Annotated in this window: 16 protein-coding genes and 1 tRNA gene; 11 read left to right on the forward strand and 6 right to left on the reverse strand. The window is 58.1% G+C overall.

Annotation, left to right across the window (positions count from 1 at the left end):
* Nucleotide 1 precedes the first annotated feature (1 nt).
* The 4 genes from HFP51_RS07120 to HFP51_RS07135 form a co-directional block, all read right to left on the reverse strand.
* The gene (locus tag HFP51_RS07120; protein ID WP_176875079.1) at nucleotides 2–385 is read right to left on the reverse strand and encodes an NADH:ubiquinone oxidoreductase subunit NDUFA12; all 384 of its coding nucleotides are present in this window, start codon (nucleotides 383–385) and stop codon (nucleotides 2–4) included.
* A 76-nt stretch (nucleotides 386–461) separates the two neighbouring features.
* A complete protein-coding gene (locus HFP51_RS07125; protein ID WP_176875080.1) occupies nucleotides 462–983 on the reverse strand; it encodes a DUF192 domain-containing protein in 522 nt (173 codons plus the stop codon).
* Nucleotides 984–989: 6 nt separating this feature from the next.
* Nucleotides 990–1,580 (reverse strand): cold-shock protein, encoded by a 591-nt coding sequence (locus tag HFP51_RS07130; protein WP_255454962.1) that lies wholly within the window; start codon nucleotides 1,578–1,580, stop codon nucleotides 990–992.
* A 72-nt stretch (nucleotides 1,581–1,652) separates the two neighbouring features.
* Nucleotides 1,653–2,186, reverse strand: coding sequence for a regulatory protein RecX (locus HFP51_RS07135; protein WP_176875081.1), 534 nt, complete (start codon nucleotides 2,184–2,186; stop codon nucleotides 1,653–1,655).
* A 128-nt stretch (nucleotides 2,187–2,314) separates the two neighbouring features.
* On the opposite strand from HFP51_RS07135, the gene HFP51_RS07140 reads away from it, so the two are divergent.
* The 11 genes from HFP51_RS07140 to HFP51_RS07190 all read left to right on the forward strand — a co-directional run bounded on the left by HFP51_RS07140 (nucleotide 2,315) and on the right by HFP51_RS07190 (nucleotide 11,757).
* Nucleotides 2,315–4,048 (forward strand): fatty acyl-AMP ligase, encoded by a 1,734-nt coding sequence (locus HFP51_RS07140; RefSeq protein WP_176875082.1) that lies wholly within the window; start codon nucleotides 2,315–2,317, stop codon nucleotides 4,046–4,048.
* Nucleotides 4,049–4,146: 98 nt separating this feature from the next.
* Nucleotides 4,147–6,480 (forward strand): bifunctional diguanylate cyclase/phosphodiesterase, encoded by a 2,334-nt coding sequence (locus tag HFP51_RS07145; RefSeq protein WP_176875083.1) that lies wholly within the window; start codon nucleotides 4,147–4,149, stop codon nucleotides 6,478–6,480.
* An 84-nt stretch (nucleotides 6,481–6,564) separates the two neighbouring features.
* Nucleotides 6,565–6,640: transfer RNA gene (locus tag HFP51_RS07150), tRNA-Trp, on the forward strand.
* A 143-nt stretch (nucleotides 6,641–6,783) separates the two neighbouring features.
* Complete coding sequence (gene secE, locus HFP51_RS07155) at nucleotides 6,784–6,981, forward strand: preprotein translocase subunit SecE (RefSeq protein ID WP_176875084.1); 198 nt, start codon at nucleotides 6,784–6,786, stop codon at nucleotides 6,979–6,981.
* 23 nt (nucleotides 6,982–7,004) lie between these two features.
* Nucleotides 7,005–7,541 (forward strand): transcription termination/antitermination protein NusG, encoded by a 537-nt coding sequence (gene nusG, locus HFP51_RS07160; RefSeq protein WP_176875085.1) that lies wholly within the window; start codon nucleotides 7,005–7,007, stop codon nucleotides 7,539–7,541.
* A gap of 94 nt (nucleotides 7,542–7,635) precedes the next feature.
* Nucleotides 7,636–8,067, forward strand: coding sequence for a 50S ribosomal protein L11 (rplK, locus tag HFP51_RS07165; protein WP_176875086.1), 432 nt, complete (start codon nucleotides 7,636–7,638; stop codon nucleotides 8,065–8,067).
* 2 nt (nucleotides 8,068–8,069) lie between these two features.
* The gene (rplA, locus tag HFP51_RS07170) at nucleotides 8,070–8,765 is read left to right on the forward strand and encodes a 50S ribosomal protein L1 (protein ID WP_176875087.1); all 696 of its coding nucleotides are present in this window, start codon (nucleotides 8,070–8,072) and stop codon (nucleotides 8,763–8,765) included.
* A gap of 286 nt (nucleotides 8,766–9,051) precedes the next feature.
* Nucleotides 9,052–9,567, forward strand: coding sequence for a 50S ribosomal protein L10 (gene rplJ / locus HFP51_RS07175; protein WP_176875088.1), 516 nt, complete (start codon nucleotides 9,052–9,054; stop codon nucleotides 9,565–9,567).
* A gap of 58 nt (nucleotides 9,568–9,625) precedes the next feature.
* Entirely contained in the window at nucleotides 9,626–10,003 is a 378-nt protein-coding gene (gene rplL, locus HFP51_RS07180) for a 50S ribosomal protein L7/L12 (RefSeq protein WP_176875089.1), read from the forward strand.
* 183 nt (nucleotides 10,004–10,186) lie between these two features.
* Entirely contained in the window at nucleotides 10,187–10,954 is a 768-nt protein-coding gene (locus tag HFP51_RS07185; RefSeq protein ID WP_176875090.1) for a hypothetical protein, read from the forward strand.
* A complete protein-coding gene (locus HFP51_RS07190) occupies nucleotides 10,951–11,757 on the forward strand; it encodes an SdiA-regulated domain-containing protein (RefSeq protein WP_176875091.1) in 807 nt (268 codons plus the stop codon). Before HFP51_RS07185 ends, HFP51_RS07190 begins: the two co-directional genes overlap by 4 nt.
* Here HFP51_RS07190 and HFP51_RS07195 read toward each other — a convergent pair.
* Together HFP51_RS07195 and HFP51_RS07200 are read right to left on the reverse strand one after the other, a co-directional pair.
* On the reverse strand, nucleotides 11,752–12,798 hold the full coding sequence (locus HFP51_RS07195) for a hypothetical protein (RefSeq protein WP_176875092.1): 1,047 nt from the start codon (nucleotides 12,796–12,798) through the stop codon (nucleotides 11,752–11,754). The genes HFP51_RS07190 and HFP51_RS07195 overlap by 6 nt on opposite strands.
* Nucleotides 12,795–13,868 carry a metallophosphoesterase gene (locus HFP51_RS07200; protein ID WP_176875093.1) on the reverse strand — a complete coding sequence of 358 codons (1,074 nt, stop codon included), beginning with the start codon at nucleotides 13,866–13,868 and terminating at the stop codon, nucleotides 12,795–12,797. The genes HFP51_RS07195 and HFP51_RS07200 overlap by 4 nt, the downstream gene beginning before the upstream one ends.
* Between the last annotated feature and the right edge of the window lie 64 nt (nucleotides 13,869–13,932).

The following is a 13,932-nucleotide window of genomic DNA, read 5'->3' on the forward strand; positions in this document are numbered from 1 at the left end:
CTCAACTTGGGCTCCAGGCCTCGTAGTCGCCGCTAGCGCCCGCACGTTTGCCACCTTGTTCAAGATCGCCGGCCGGTCGATAGGCTTCGTCCGTGCCCGTAAGGTTCTTCGTGTATGGCGATTCCCACGCGCGCGCCGGTGGCAGGCTTTGATCGGGCACATCTTCGACGGTTTGATGCAGCCATCCGTGCCATTCCGCCGGAACATTGCTGGCGTCATTGCCACCGGGATAGATTACCCAGCGACGCCGTGGGCCCTTCTTGCTCTCATAATAGCGGTTGCCGCTGTCGTCCGTGGCGACATGACGGCCCTTGCGGGCGGAATACAGGGCGGTGCCAATTGTGGCCCCTTCCCACCAGGTGAAGATCATTTTCAAAAATCGCATAGTGGTTCGGCGTTTAGCGTCTCTTGCCGGGCGCGCCAACCGTTGTTGCGATTCATCTGCGCCTAACTGCCTGCGCCTATTCGGCAGCGCCAGGTCCGCCGGCCCAGCTGACACGGTCTCCAGCATCAATACCGAGTTCCGCCGCACGGCCGCCATCAATTTCCAGGACGGCAATGACGGGCTCGATCGAAACATTGGAATCCAGCGTATAGGGCTCGGTTTCGCGGGCAATATTGGTGATGACACCGTCCGCCCGGATAAAGATCATATCGAGCGGGATCATCGTGTTGCGCATCCAGAAACTGGCATAGCGGGGATATTCAAAGGGGAAGATCATCCCCCCGTCTTGCGGCAGGGATTCGCGAAACATCAGTCCACGCCGCTGCTCCTCAGCCGTGATCGCAGTCTCCACATTGAATATGTGACGCCCGCCATCGGCGAGTTGAATAGTGACAGCAATGGTTTCCACAGCCGCCTCTTCGGGCGATTCCACCGTTTCCTGAGTGGCAGGTGGATTGGGACGCGGCTGTGATTCGGCTCGGCACCCCGCGAGCGCGATTGCGCTGAAGATTACAAGTCCGGAAATTTTTCTGATCATTGCCTGCTATTCGCAGTGCGCGAGCGCAACCGCAAGGGGCCCTTTTCCACCGTCGGCGATGCGCGCTTGCAAGCGATCCCCAGTATCGATCTCGCCCAGGCCCGACCGGCGTACGATCTCCATATGAATGAATACGTCGCGATCCTCATCGTCACGGACGAGAAAGCCATAGCCTTTGAGACGATTGAACCATTTTACAGTCACTGTTTCGAAATCGCCCGCCGCCTCTTCAAGTGCCGCGTCTTCCGCGTCACTGCCCTCAGGACGCGAATGCGCGTAGTTGTCGCAGCCCTCAACATCGATCGAGAGGATTTCAGTGGCCTGCCTACCGCGGTCCCGCTCGACGAAATAACATTCGATCCGTGCACCTTCAGGCAATGTCCGGCGACCATGATCACGCAATACGGAAAAGTGGATGAGGATATCGCCATCTTCATCATCGGGAATCAGGAAACCGTAGCCCCGCGTCCCGTCGAACCATTTAATGGTTCCGGCCGCGTGCATATGGTCTTCCGCGACTGAAACAGCCACGGACTCGCCGTGCGCCACGTCGTCCGACGCAGCACGAAAAGCCACTGCGTTGCGCTCGGATGTCATGCATCGTCCCCTGTTAGCGCAAATATCTAACACAGAATCTCACTCGCGTGAAATAGTCTTAAGTCAAGCCGGCTAGTCTTCCCGTTCCGGGATATTTCCAGGGTCGGCATTAATAAATTTTCGCGCAATTTCATAGGAATGCCCGGCACGCATCATTGCGGCGATAGACTTTCGCTTGCGATCGGCATCGACCGGGGCGTTCGCAAACGGCCCAAATCGTCTTTTTCGGGCAAATGACAAGGCGGCATCCCAGCTATTATCCGCAGCAATCTGCCGCGCATCGACGCCATCCGCGTCTTCGATTCCCGCTGCAAACAAGGCCTGATCGACCCGACGTGCACCATAGCCACGGCGCGCAAGCGACCGGGCCCGCGCCTCCGCAAACGCAGCATCGTCAATATAACCAAGCTCGGAGAATCTCTCCGACAACCTCTCAAGGTCAGGCTCGCGATTGTCATCCCAGCCGCGTTCGCGAATTTTGCGCGAAAGATAAGAGCGTAGCTTTGCGCGGGTCGTTGCGTAGCGGCCCACATAGAAGAGCGCGAGCTGCTCTAAACTCTCTTGATCCAGCGGTGGACGGGGTTTTTTGCGGGTTCGACCGGTCATGCGCCACGTTTGTGCCATAGTCGAGCCGGATTTTGAACGCCCCTGATCGGCTAATTCGTGGGATCGAAACAACGTAGACAGCATGCCGAAACCACCCATGGGTCGCACGGCATCGGCTGAAGGATATTATGACGGATACTCTCGAACCGACACCAATCTCCGACGAATTGCCACGGCGCTTTGCCGATTTTGACACCGTGGGCGAAGCGCTGGACTATGCCGCCCAAGGCAAGCGCGGTTTCAATTTCCATGACGCACGCGGCAATCTGGTTCGACCCTATCCCTATTCAGAGCTGCGCAGCGACGCGATTGCTGCCGCCAAGCGGCTGATCGACTTTGGTATCGAGCCAGGAGATCGGGTAGCGTTGATCGCTGATACTGAGCCGGATTTCTGCGCCCTATTTTTCGGTGCCGTCTATGCAGGCGCGCTGCCGGTTCCGCTGCCGCTCCCAACTTCCTTTGGCGGTAAGGAAGGTTATATCGACCAGCTGGCAGTCCAACTGCGAAGTTCGGAACCGCAAATCCTGCTCTATCCAGCAGAAATTGCTGAAATCTCGAAAGCCGCCGCAGATGCGTGTTCGGTACCAGGCGAGGACTGGGAAAGTTTTGCCCTGCGCGACGCGCCGGATGTCGAATTCCCGAAAGCCGGTCCTGACGATGTTGCTTATCTTCAATATTCCAGCGGGTCGACGCGCTTCCCGCACGGCGTGATCATCAGCCACAAGGCGCTGCTTCACAATCTCGGTTCGCATGCCAATGGCATGCTGATCGGACAGAATGACCGCTGCATCTCCTGGCTGCCTTTCTATCACGATATGGGCCTTGTGGGTTGCATGCTCTCGATGGTCGCGAACCAGGTTTCAACGGATTATCTAAAGACCGCTGACTTTGCCCGGCGCCCTCTTGCATGGCTGGATCTGATCAGCCGTAATCCTGGGACTTCCTGCAGCTATTCGCCGACTTTTGGCTACGACATTTGTGCCCGCCGCATCGGCAGTCAGTCGAACGTAAAAGAACGCTTTGATCTGTCACGGTGGCGGCTTGCCGGAAATGGTGCGGACATGATCCGTCCCGATGTGATGCAGCATTTCACTGATGCATTTGCGGATGCCGGTTTCGATCCCAAATGCTTTGTCCCGAGCTATGGCCTTGCCGAGGCGACGCTCGCCGTCACCCTGATGCCTGCTGGCGAGGGGATCGTCGTCGATCTGGTCGAAGAAAGTGAACTTTCTGGCGTACCCAAGGCCGATAATGACGAGCCGACCCGCTATCGGGCGATCGTCAATTGCGGAAAGGCTGTCCGCGACACGGTAATCGAAATCCGCGAAGAAGATGGCAGCCTGATGCCCGATAAGGCGATCGGCCAGGTCTGGGTGCAGGGTCCGGCCATTATGGACGGCTATTTCCGCGACCAAGAGGCGACCGATGCCTGCCTTGTCGAAGGATGGCTCGATACCGGTGATATGGGGTATCTTTCCGACGGCTATCTCTATGTTGTTGGCCGGGCCAAGGACATGATCATCATCAACGGCAAAAATCACTGGCCACAGGATATCGAATGGGCCGTCGAACAGCTGCCCGGTTTTAAGTCCGGTGACATTGCCGCCTTCTCCATAACGGCCGCTGGCGGTGAGGAAACACCGGCTGTTCTTGTGCAGTGCCGCACGTCGGACGTTAACGAACGGACAAGACTTCACGGCATGATCCGTGACAAGGTCCGCGCAATAACCGGTATGAACTGCGTGATTGAACTCGTTCCGCCGCGCACCCTGCCGCGCACGAGCTCAGGCAAGCTGAGCCGGGCAAAGGCGCGCAATCTCTACCTATCCGGTGAAATCCAACCTTACGCCATTGCTGCCTGATAATCGGGCAGAAAATGCAAAGGTAAATGCAAAATTTACCTTGCTAGTCCGGCATTCAGAAAGGCTTTTTCGGCTATCCCTTGCTTAGAGGGAAAGCAATGGCAGCACTTGATACCAACCAGCTCGGCTGGCTGGACATTCTAGGCCTCAGGGAGCCGCGGGACGGCGAGTGGAAGCTCGTGCGCGCGGCTCAGCTGCGTGAACTCAGCAAAAACTCACTCCTGCCGGTCGTCGCCGTGCTGCTCGCGACATTATCTGCCGGCACCCTATTCTGGGGTCAGGTGCCCAACGAAATGATGGCCGTGTGGTTCGCGATGCTGGTCATCGGCATGGCCTCGATCGCCTCCGCCCGACGCGCTAATCTTGCGCGCACCGGCGGCGCGACACGATCGGATGTGATGCGATCGGTTGCCAATTGCACGATCCTGGGCTTGTTCTGGTCAATTCCGTCCCTGTTCTTCGCGGAATATGGCAATCTCGAGCAAATCGTGACTATCGCGGCGCTCAGCCTTGCAATCATGGGCGCGACCGCATTGATGCTCAATTCGGTGCCGTTGGGCGGTATCATGCTCAATGGGCTGGTGGCGATCAGCGTCAGCGTCATGCTGTTCCGGCTCGATCTCACTCTGCTGGCCGGGCTGACCTTCTCTTACGGACTATGCCTCACCTTCACATTGCTGATCAACGGTCGAGCCGCCGTCGCACGGCTGCGCAACGATATCGCGCTGGCTGCCCAGAATGACGTGGTGAAGCTGATGCTGCGTCAGGAGAATGCCGCTGAAAGCGACTGGTTGTGGCAGGTCGATGCTCGCAAATGTATTGTCGATGCCTCCCAGCGATTTGCTGCTGCCGCTGGTCTGGCGCCTCGCAAGTTAGAGGGAATGCCATTGCTTGACTTGCTTGCTGGCGACCAATGGCGCGAGGAGGTGCTAAGCGACGAAACGCGTGAACTTCTCACCAAGATGCAAGCAGGAAAGACCTTCAGTGACTTGCTAATGCCCGTCATGCTGAACGGCGAAGAACGCTGGTGGAAGATCTCTGGGACACCGCGGCTGAGCACCAACCGGCACGTAATCGGTTATCGCGGTGTGATTTCCGATGTAACGGACCGCGAAGCAATGGAGCGCCGCATCTATCACATGGCCCATTTTGATGCGCTGACCGGCTTGTCGAACCGTGCGCATACTAATGAGCTCCTGCGTGATCGCATTGCCAAAGCTGCCGATGAACATCGCTACTGCGCTTTTCTGATGATCGACCTGGATCGCTTCAAGGCGATCAACGACACGTCTGGCCATCCGGTAGGGGACAAACTGCTCGAACAGGTCGCTGTGCGCCTCAACGGCATGCTGCAAGGCAGCGATGCCAGCGGCCGGCTGGGTGGCGATGAATTTGCCGTGATCATCGGTAATTTCCGTTCGTCGGATGAGCTCGACAAACGCGCCCGCGATATCATCATTCAGCTGTCCAAACCCTATCGGGTTGACGGACACGACCTTCACATCGGCGCCAGTGTCGGTTCGGCCATCTACCCGAAAGACGGTGGATCTGCCTCGGCTTTGCTGCGCAAGGCGGATCTCGCTCTCTATCGGGCCAAGGCCAGCGGACGCGGAACCCATTCTCCGTACGAACCCTCCCTGCTGCAGAAAGCCGAGGAACGGCGCGCGATCGAAACCGCATTGCGCGAAGCATTGGACAAGAATGAGCTTCATCTCGTCTATCAGCCGGTCGTTACCCTGGCGTCGAAGGAAGTGGCCGGTTTCGAAGCCCTTTTACGCTGGACGCATCCGGAGCTTGGCCTGGTCCCGCCCGAAAAATTCATCCCGATCGCCGAAGAGACACGATTGATTGATTCAATCGGCGAATGGGTCTTCCGCGAAGCATGTATGGAAGCCATGAACTGGCCCGAACAATATCGTCTGGCGGTCAACCTGTCCGCGGGTCAATTACGCAATCCGCGGCTTGGCGAACTTGTAATCCAGGCATTGGCCAGCTCCGGCCTCGCACCAAACCGGTTGGAACTCGAAACCACCGAAGCCATTCTTAACAATGACAGCGAGCAGGCAATCCAGACCTTTGAACAGTTACGCGGGCTGGGCGTTACGATGGCGCTCGATGATTTTGGCAGCGGTTATTCGACACTGGGCTTTATCGGACGCACAAGCTTCAATTCGATCAAGATCGACAAGCGCTTCATCCGCGATGCGGAAGCCGGGTCACAATCGAGCGTCGCCATTATTCGCGCCGTGATCGCCATGGCGGACAGCCTCGGCATTGCAACGATCGCCGAAGGAATTGAGAATGATCGCCAATATGTGATCGCCGAGAAGCTCGGTGTTGCGCAGGTCCAGGGCTATTATCTTGATCGCCCGATGGAGGGACAGGATGTCCAATCCCGTTTCCCATTAGCGCCGGACGAGGCTGTCGCCTAATCGCTGTCACGACAATCTATTCCGTACGACAATATCCTTGCATCCCCCGGCCAGCCCCGTTAAACGCGCGTCTCTTGGACTCGGAGGAGTGTAGCTCAGCTGGTAGAGCATCGGTCTCCAAAACCGAGGGTCGTGGGTTCGAGCCCCTCCGCTCCTGCCATCCGGTCTTCGATTGGTCCGGCGGGTATGCCTTGAAACGGCAGCTTGCGGGTCCGAGATAGAGTTTAACACTCACGCCGATGTCGGCCGCAGGGGCCGATGGCGGCGTGTGTGCGTTTTTGGTTTGAACGAGGTTTGAAAACGGTGGCAAAAACTAGCCCAGGCGAGTTTGTTCGGCAGGTCCGTGCCGAGACGTCGAAGGTCGTATGGCCGACGCGTCAGGAAACTATACAGACCGGCATCATGGTCATGATCATGACCGCTATTCTCGCCCTGTTCTTCCTGGGTGTCGATTCATTCTTCAATATGATCGTCACCTTCCTCATCGGCCTCGTCAGCTAAAAGACTTCAGCTAAGGGTATTCCATGTCGCGCTGGTACATCATTCACGCCTATTCGGGCTTCGAGAACAAGGTGCGAGACGCCATCATGTCCGAAGCCACGCGTATGGGTCTCGAACAGCTGGTCGAAGAAGTCGAAGTGCCGACCGAGGAAGTCACCGAGGTCAAGCGCGGCAAGAAGGTCCAGACCGAGCGGAAATTCTTCCCCGGCTATGTGCTCGCCAAGCTGAGCATGACCGACGATGTTTATCACCTCGTCAAGAATACGCCCAAGGTAACCGGTTTCCTTGGATCGAGCGGCAAGCCGCAACCGATCAGCGAAGCCGAAGCCGCGCGCATCCTCAATACGAAAGAGGAAGCGGCCGCAGCACCGAAACAGAAAATCAATGTCGATTATGAAATCGGCGACCAGATCAAGGTCCTTGATGGCCCGTTTGCAAGCTTCAACGGTGTCGTTGAAGAGCTCGATTTCGATCGTGCCCGCGTCAAGGTATCGGTATCGATCTTTGGCCGCGCGACGCCGGTCGAACTGGAATTCGAGCAGGTCGAACTGGTCAAATAGGAATTTACGAGTTTCCGGATGGTCCGGAAAATGCGGGAGGCAGTGCCACTGTCATTTGAACCGCTAAGCCAAGAGAAAAGGTGAGACTGAAACAATGGCAAAGAAAATTGACGGCTATATCAGCCTGCAGGTTCCTGCAGGTACGGCCAACCCATCACCGCCCCTCGGGCCCGCATTGGGCCAGCGCGGTGTGAACATCATGGATTTCTGCAAGGCGTTCAACGCCGCCACGCAGGAAATGGAAAAAGGCGCGCCGATCCCGACCAAGATCACGGTCTATGCGGATCGCAGCTTTACCTTCGTCACGAAGACCCCGCCCGCAAGCTACATGCTCAAAAAGGCTGCAAAGCTGAAAAAGGGCGCGAGCGAGGTTGGCTCGGAAATCGTTGGCCAGATCAAGCGTTCGAAAGTCGCCGAAATCGCAGAAGCGAAAATGGTCGATCTGAACGCGAATGACATTGAAGCCGCAACGCGCATCATCGAGGGCTCTGCCATGTCGATGGGCCTCGAAGTGGTGGAGGGCTAATCATGACAAAGCTCACGAAAAAGCAAAAAGCACAGGTTGATACCGTAGATCGGGACAAGCTGTATGGATCTGACGAAGCGCTGAAGATCGTCAAAGGCAATGCGACCTCGAAGTTCGACGAAACGATCGAGATTGCCCTGAACCTGGATGTCGATCCGCGGCACGCAGACCAGATGGTCCGCGGCGTCGTTTCGCTTCCCTCGGGAACCGGCAAGGACGTTCGCGTCGCCGTATTCGCCAAGGACGCGAAGGCTGACGAAGCCAAGGAAGCCGGTGCCGATACAGTTGGTGCCGAAGATCTGATGGAAGCGATGCAGGGCGGCGATCTCAACTATGATCGCGTCATTGCAACACCGGACATGATGGGCGTCGTCGGCCGTCTCGGTAAGGTTCTGGGTCCCAAGGGCCTGATGCCGAACCCGAAACTCGGCACGGTAACCCCGGATGTTGCGAAAGCTGTTAAGGACGCCAAGGGCGGCCAGGTCGAGTTTCGCGCAGAAAAAGCCGGCATCGTGCATTCAACGATCGGCAAGGCCAGCTTCACCGAAGATGACCTGAAAAAGAATTACGACGCATTTGTCGGCGCTATTGTGAAGGCTCGGCCTTCCGGTGCCAAAGGCAAATATATCAAGAAGATCGCCGTCAGCTCTACCATGGGCCCCGGCGTGAAGGTTGATCCGGCGGAAGCTGGAGCGTAAAGGGCTTCCCGGCTCTTCGGAGCCGGGATTCGGCCGAAAGTGAATTTCACCTTCGGTCACACCGTCCGAGACAGTTGGTGAGGGCAATTGGGTCCTCTTAATTTCCAGCCAAGACGGGGAAAGTTTTTGACGGGTGTTTCCATCTGATGGGAACCCCGGTCTGCTGCGGCTCCAGCCGCTTTGGGCAACCGACCCCTCGGACATTTCGAACGAACCATAAGGGCCTTGGTCCTGTGGTTCATTATGGTCAGCGGATGATCCGCAGGCCGAAGAAGGAGTGCGATATATGGATCGAGCTCAAAAGACCGAAGCGGTTGCTGAAATGAACCGCACCTTCACCGAGGCGGGCGTGGTCGTTGTGACCCGCAACCTCGGCCTCACCGTTGCTGAATCCAGCGCGTTGCGGGCGAAGATGCGGGAAGCCGGCGCCAGCTTCAAAGTATCGAAGAACAGGCTTGCCAAGCTTGCGATCAAGGACACCCAGTATGACCCGATCAGCGATTTGTTCGCCGGGCCGACTGCGATGGCCTGGTCGGACGATCCGGTAGCGGCCACGAAAGTGGTTGCCGAATTCTCGAAAGAGAATGACCGGCTCGAAATCGTTGGCGGGGCGATGGGCGAAACAGTCCTCGATCTCGACGGCGTGAAAGCTCTGGCTGCGTTGCCTTCGCTTGACGAACTGCGTGGCAAGATTGTGGGTCTGCTTAATGCACCTGCAACCAAGGTCGCCCAGCTCGCTAATGCACCGGCATCCAAGCTGGCTCGCGTTTTCGGCGCCTATGGCGCGTCGGACGCTGCCTGATTTTCGAATAGCTCAATACTGAAATGAAGGGGGCGGATCGCCCCAATTGGAGACTAAAATGGCAGATCTTAGTAAACTCGTGGACAGCCTTTCTGAGCTGACCGTAATGGAAGCCGCTGAACTGGCGACCATGCTTGAAGACAAATGGGGCGTTTCGGCCGCTGCAGCAGTTGCAGTTGCCGGCCCAGCTGGCGGCGACGCCGGTGCTGCTCCGGCTGAAGAGAAAGACGAATTTGACGTCGTTCTCACCGGCGACGGTGGCAAGAAGATCCAGGTGATCAAAGAAGTCCGCGCCATCACGGGCCTCGGCCTCGGCGAAGCCAAAGCGCTCGTCGAAGGTGCACCGAAAGCCGTCAAGGAAGGCGTCAACAAGGCGGAAGCCGAAGAAATCAAGGGCAAGATCGAAGAGGCCGGCGGTACCGTCGAACTCAAGTAAATCTTTCCCGATTTATTCGAACGCAAAGAGGGCGGCGCAGCGATGCGTCGCCCTTTTTTCATGGGCAAACGCAGCGGCACAGCGATCGGTTAATCCAGCGGGCCGATAACTCCGCCCTTTTCGTCGCGCGATTGAGCGAATATGCATCATGCCAGAAACAGGGCGGCAAGAATTGGGGATAGCATGCGCATTCGGTTTCCGAGGCTCTTCTACGCGCTGACCAAATATTATATCGGCGTCGCGGTCGTTCTGTTGATCGCCTTTGCCGTCAACCCGGAAGTTCGCAACTATCTGCCGATCGGTGGGGTTGAGGAGCTGATCTCCCAGACGATTGAAGGTCCATTCGACAGTGTCGAGATTGGCGCCACAAATGCCGGCGCGCTGGGCAGCTTCGTCTGGTTGATTATCGCGGTCGGAGGCGCCCTGCTGGCCGCCCTCCCCGTCAGCTGGACCTATGTCGCGGTGCGTACCCGCGACGAATATAACCAGTCGCTGGTCCAGACGATCATCCTCTTGCCGATGATCGTGACCGGTATTGTGATCGTGGTCCACAATTCACTGGCGCTCGCCTTTTCACTGGCCGGGATCGCGGCAGGTGTGCAGTTTCGCAATGCGCTGAAGAGCCCGGGCGATGCGCTGTTCATCCTTCTGTCGATTGGCACGGGGCTGTCTGCCGGGATCGGCGCTGTCGAGCTCGCCTTTGTCGTGACCATTGCGTTTAACTACGGCTTCCTCGTTCTGTGGATGTATGATTATGGCGGACGCGATGGCAGCCAGCGCTATTTCCGTCGCCGCGGTGTCGACCCGAGAAAGGTGAAAGCCGAGAAGATCCGCAAGAAGAAAGAGAAGAAGCGCGCGAAACAGGCCGCCGCGGCAGAGGCCAGTGGCGATGTGGTGGAGGCACTCGATGATCCTCCCGCGCCCGCACAGCCGGAAAACCCCCAACCATGATCCGGGCTCTGCTGGCAATGCTGCTGCTGGTCGGCTGCACCGGAACGGATATCAACGATAGCGCCCGCTATCTCGATATGCCCGAAGCGCTGGAAGAAATATCCGGCCTTGCCATGGCGTCGGCCAACAGCGTGTTTGCGCATGACGATGAAGTCGGTGCGATCCATGAAATCTCGATCGAGGACGGCCGTGTTCTGCGCACATTCGTGATCGGCAATCCGGTTGTCGAAGACGATATCGAGGGCATTGCCGCCAGGGGCGATCAGCTCTGGGTCATCAACAGCGAGGGTGTGATCCGTGCCTTTACAGCCGGGCGCCACCGCACGCGGGTCTTGCACCGTCAATATGACACCGGGGTGGGCGAATATTGCGAGGTCGAAGGATTATCGCTGTCTCCCCAAACCGATCACCTGCTCATCGCCTGCAAGAACATGCACGAAGGCGATCGGCGCGGGACGCTGTTCATCTATCAATGGAACACAAAGACGCAGGAAGCGGTAGACGAGCCGTGGCGCCAAATCGGGCTCGGAATGGCGCTGCGTGAAGAACGATCGGACTTTGCGCCGTCAGCAATCGAGTGGCTGCCGGATTATGGGCAAATCCTTGTCCTCTCCGCGCGCGGTCGATCAATGCTGGTGCTGGACGAAACCGGCCAGATTCTCGCCCGCCATCGGCTGAATGTGATGAGCCATCCGCAAGCTGAAGGCGTTACCGTTGTCGGGTCCAACCGGCTGGTGATTGCCGACGAAGGCCAGCAAGGCGGTCCGGGGCAGCTCGCTATCTACCCCTGGCCGCTGTCATGAGCATTCATCAATAAGATTGTCTTCGACATCCTCGGGTGTCGCGATATCGTCAAAGAAATCGGCCAGATAGGATTGCGCGCGAGACCGTCTCCGTTCCGGCAAATTCGGGATTGACGCAATCACCGCCTCATATTGCGACCGAGCCGCCAACACTTCAGCCGCGATCGCGCGGGTCTGTGCATTATGCGAACAGAAGCCGCGATAGACGCGTGTGCGCACGCTCGACACCCGGATCTGGGCCGGTGGCGCAGAATAGGGTGCAAATACCAATCCCGTCTGATCGAAATCATAAGGCATCGGCGTCAAATTGCTGGTCGCGTTTTCGGTCGCGCCGATCGGGCGGGTGTTGTGGCAGCAATCCTCGCCCGGAGGCCCGGCCTGCACCGCCCAATCGAGATTGCCGACCATATATTGGAACAGCGCGACACGCGCGGTATCTTCCTGGTTCAACCAGTTGGTCGGGAAATCACCCCGCTCGACTTCGACCATGCCATTGCGCGCGGCGGCATCGTCAACATCCTCGATGAAGAAGCCGACCCGGGTGTAGGACGGCTCATCATCGTCATTGCGATAATAGTCGATCTCGGCGAGCCGGACGCGGAAGCCGCGCGACGTCATCGTGTTGAACAGGCGATAGGCCGTGTACTCGAGCAGCACATATTGCTGATGCGATGATTGGCGGCGGCAATGGGTGACAAGCTTCAGCCGGCGTTGCCCCTCGAACAATCCGGATTCTGGGCGCGATGGCAATTCGACCCGGAGCGGTGGGAAGGTGCAGATCTCCCGACGCCGGCGCGATACGCCGCGGGGAGACAGCTGGATGGAATGCGTTTCAGGAGCATCGCCCATCACGGTCAGCGTTCCAGGCGACGCACCGCTCGACCGGGCCAAGCGAGACAAATCGCCGCGGATCGATATACGGATCGGCTCGTCCGACGCGAATAACGGTGTCGGCTCGGCCGGTTGTGCGTGCGCGGGTGTCGCGATTGCGAGCCCCAGCAATACGGCCGCCACAGACAGGATCAGTTTGCAATAGATCATGGGTTCCCCTCCCCAACAACATGCGCGACGACGGTGTCACCGCTAATTTCCAGATAGGATCTCACGCCGCCATAATGGGCAGAAATCCCGGTATCGATGCCGATCAATCGGCCATCCAGTAGAATTCTGATGCCGCCCAGCGAAGGCGTATGTCCAACAACCATGCGATCGGCGCCATAGGCCGCGAGCACGAGATCGACCTCAGGCTGCGCTTCCTCGGGCGGCAGCAAGGAGAGGTCATCGCCCGAACCGCGCAGGAAATAGCCGCGATACCAAAGCGGTCCCATCGGATCGAACAGGATTGATTCCGAGCCATTGTCGCGGCGGACGATCGCGGTTGCTACCCGGCTGTTGATCTCGGTAATCGGAAGTTGCGAGTAAAGCTCGCTCACTCCGCCATGCGCAAATAATGTCCCGTCGATCAGCGCGACCGCGCGATTGCGCGCGAGCCACCGGCCAATCTCCCCGTCCGGGCCAAAAGCGTCCATCAATTCTGCGCCGCCCAATGGTGTATTGCGCAGCCATAGCCGGCGGATCTGATCTTCCGAAAGGTCAGCCTGCATCCGCCGATAGGCGCGCTCGATCAAATCCTGGTTGTCGCGATAGAATTGCCGCCGCGCGCGTTCCGACCCGTCAGTGCGGAAGGCCGCATATTCGCCCTCATGGACGTAGCGCAGGTCGCCCACGACATTCATCGCCTCATGATTGCCGATCAGCGGAATGACAGCGCCACCCGTAAGCGCCGCTTCGCCCTGCAAGCGCATCAGATCGCGCAAGATCAGCAACGTATCCGGACCGCGATCCGGCACATCGCCGGTTTGCACCAATATCGAATAGCCACCGATCCAGGCACCATTGCCATCGACCAGCCCTGCGGCCTCGACAATCGCACGAAATGCAGCGTGATCGCCGTGCAAGTCACCAATTGCCACGATGCGTCGTTCACCGGCGGCCTGTTCGGGCTCGTCCATCCAGGCTGGTGCGACCGGTTCAGCCGTCAGCGGAGCCACACTGAACGCGACCAACAAGGCGCTTACCGAGAGCAGCCCTTTACGCAACCAATTCGTCAATTCGAAAATCCCCCCTACTCGCGACAAGCCGAGCCTAGTACCGGCCTGCCTGTAAAGGCAAATC

The organism is Parasphingopyxis sp. CP4, assembly GCF_013378055.1.
Taxonomy (GTDB): Bacteria; Pseudomonadota; Alphaproteobacteria; order Sphingomonadales; family Sphingomonadaceae; genus Parasphingopyxis.

Coding starts and splice junctions, on each gene's coding strand:
- HFP51_RS07120 (WP_176875079.1), bottom strand. CDS start 385: ATGCGATTTTTGAAAATGATCTTCACCTGGTGGGAAGGGGCCACAATT.
- HFP51_RS07125 (WP_176875080.1), bottom strand. CDS start 983: ATGATCAGAAAAATTTCCGGACTTGTAATCTTCAGCGCAATCGCGCTC.
- HFP51_RS07130 (WP_255454962.1), bottom strand. CDS start 1,580: ATGACATCCGAGCGCAACGCAGTGGCTTTTCGTGCTGCGTCGGACGAC.
- HFP51_RS07135 (WP_176875081.1), bottom strand. CDS start 2,186: ATGACCGGTCGAACCCGCAAAAAACCCCGTCCACCGCTGGATCAAGAG.
- HFP51_RS07140 (WP_176875082.1), top strand. CDS start 2,315: ATGACGGATACTCTCGAACCGACACCAATCTCCGACGAATTGCCACGG.
- HFP51_RS07145 (WP_176875083.1), top strand. CDS start 4,147: ATGGCAGCACTTGATACCAACCAGCTCGGCTGGCTGGACATTCTAGGC.
- nusG (WP_176875085.1), top strand. CDS start 7,005: ATGTCGCGCTGGTACATCATTCACGCCTATTCGGGCTTCGAGAACAAG.
- rplK (WP_176875086.1), top strand. CDS start 7,636: ATGGCAAAGAAAATTGACGGCTATATCAGCCTGCAGGTTCCTGCAGGT.
- rplA (WP_176875087.1), top strand. CDS start 8,070: ATGACAAAGCTCACGAAAAAGCAAAAAGCACAGGTTGATACCGTAGAT.
- rplJ (WP_176875088.1), top strand. CDS start 9,052: ATGGATCGAGCTCAAAAGACCGAAGCGGTTGCTGAAATGAACCGCACC.
- rplL (WP_176875089.1), top strand. CDS start 9,626: ATGGCAGATCTTAGTAAACTCGTGGACAGCCTTTCTGAGCTGACCGTA.
- HFP51_RS07185 (WP_176875090.1), top strand. CDS start 10,187: ATGCGCATTCGGTTTCCGAGGCTCTTCTACGCGCTGACCAAATATTAT.
- HFP51_RS07190 (WP_176875091.1), top strand. CDS start 10,951: ATGATCCGGGCTCTGCTGGCAATGCTGCTGCTGGTCGGCTGCACCGGA.
- HFP51_RS07195 (WP_176875092.1), bottom strand. CDS start 12,798: ATGATCTATTGCAAACTGATCCTGTCTGTGGCGGCCGTATTGCTGGGG.